Origin of the sequence: Sporolactobacillus mangiferae (assembly GCF_023336505.1) — a bacterium.
Taxonomy (GTDB): Bacteria; Bacillota; Bacilli; order Bacillales; family Sporolactobacillaceae; genus Sporolactobacillus; species Sporolactobacillus mangiferae.
Genome location: NZ_JAMAST010000044.1, coordinates 1 through 1512 on the forward strand (window position 1 = coordinate 1; position 1512 = coordinate 1512).

Annotated in this window: 1 rRNA gene; it reads right to left on the bottom strand. The window is 55.3% G+C overall.

Annotation, left to right across the window (positions count from 1 at the left end):
- Positions 1 to 53: 53 nt before the first annotated feature.
- Positions 54 to 1512 (bottom strand): 16S ribosomal RNA (locus tag M3N64_RS13950); the annotation flags it as partial.

The window sequence follows — 1512 nt, forward strand, 5'->3', positions numbered from 1 at the left end:
TCCTTCAAAACCAAACAAAAGCCCAAACGCTTCGCTATCGATCGTTTCCTTAGAAAGGAGGTGATCCAGCCGCACCTTCCGATACGGCTACCTTGTTACGACTTCACCCCAATCATTTGTCCCACCTTCGGCGGCTGAGTCCTCGAAAGGTTCTCGCACCGACTTCGGGTGTTACAAACTCTCGTGGTGTGACGGGCGGTGTGTACAAGGCCCGGGAACGGATTCACCGCGGCATGCTGATCCGCGATTACTAGCAATTCCGGCTTCATGCAGGCGAGTTGCAGCCTGCAATCCGAACTGGGGGCGGCTTTATGGGATTCGCTCAACCTCGCGGTCTCGCTGCCCTTTGTACCGCCCATTGTAGCACGTGTGTAGCCCAGATCATAAGGGGCATGATGATTTGACGTCATCCCCACCTTCCTCCGGTTTGTCACCGGCAGTCACCTTAGAGTGCCCAACTCAATGCTGGCAACTAAGATCAAGGGTTGCGCTCGTTGCGGGACTTAACCCAACATCTCACGACACGAGCTGACGACAACCATGCACCACCTGTCTCTCTGTCCCCCGAAGGGGAACACCTTATCTCTAAGGCTCTCAGAGGATGTCAAGACCTGGTAAGGTTCTTCGCGTTGCTTCGAATTAAACCACATGCTCCACTGCTTGTGCGGGCCCCCGTCAATTCCTTTGAGTTTCAACCTTGCGGTCGTACTCCCCAGGCGGAATGCTTAATGTGTTAACTTCAGCACTAAGGGGTTGGACCCCCCTAACACCTAGCATTCATCGTTTACGGCGTGGACTACCAGGGTATCTAATCCTGTTTGCTCCCCACGCTTTCGCGCCTCAGCGTCAGTTACAGACCAGAGAGCCGCCTTCGCCACTGGTATTCCTCCACATCTCTACGCATTTCACCGCTACACGTGGAATTCTACTCTCCTCTTCTGCACTCAAGCTCCCCAGTTTCCAATGCCCCTTTGCGGTTGAGCCGCAATCTTTCACATCAGACTTAAGTAGCCGCCTGCGCGCCCTTTACGCCCAATAATTCCGGACAACGCTTGCCACCTACGTATTACCGCGGCTGCTGGCACGTAGTTAGCCGTGGCTTTCTGGCCGGATACCGTCACTGCGAAAGCATTTCCTCTCCCGCTCGTTCTTCTCCGGCAACAGAGCTTTACGATCCGAAAACCTTCTTCGCTCACGCGGCGTTGCTCCATCAGACTTTCGTCCATTGTGGAAGATTCCCTACTGCTGCCTCCCGTAGGAGTTTGGGCCGTGTCTCAGTCCCAATGTGGCCGATCACCCTCTCAGGTCGGCTATGCATCGCTGTCTTGGTGGGCCCTTACCCCGCCAACTAACTAATGCACCGCGGGCCCATCTGTAAGTGATGGCCGAAACCATCTTTCAGCCCCGCACCATGCGGTGCGTCGCTTCATCCGGTATTAGCTCCGGTTTCCCGAAGTTATCCCCGTCTTACAGGCAGGTTGCCCACGTGTTACTCACCCATCCGCCGCTCAC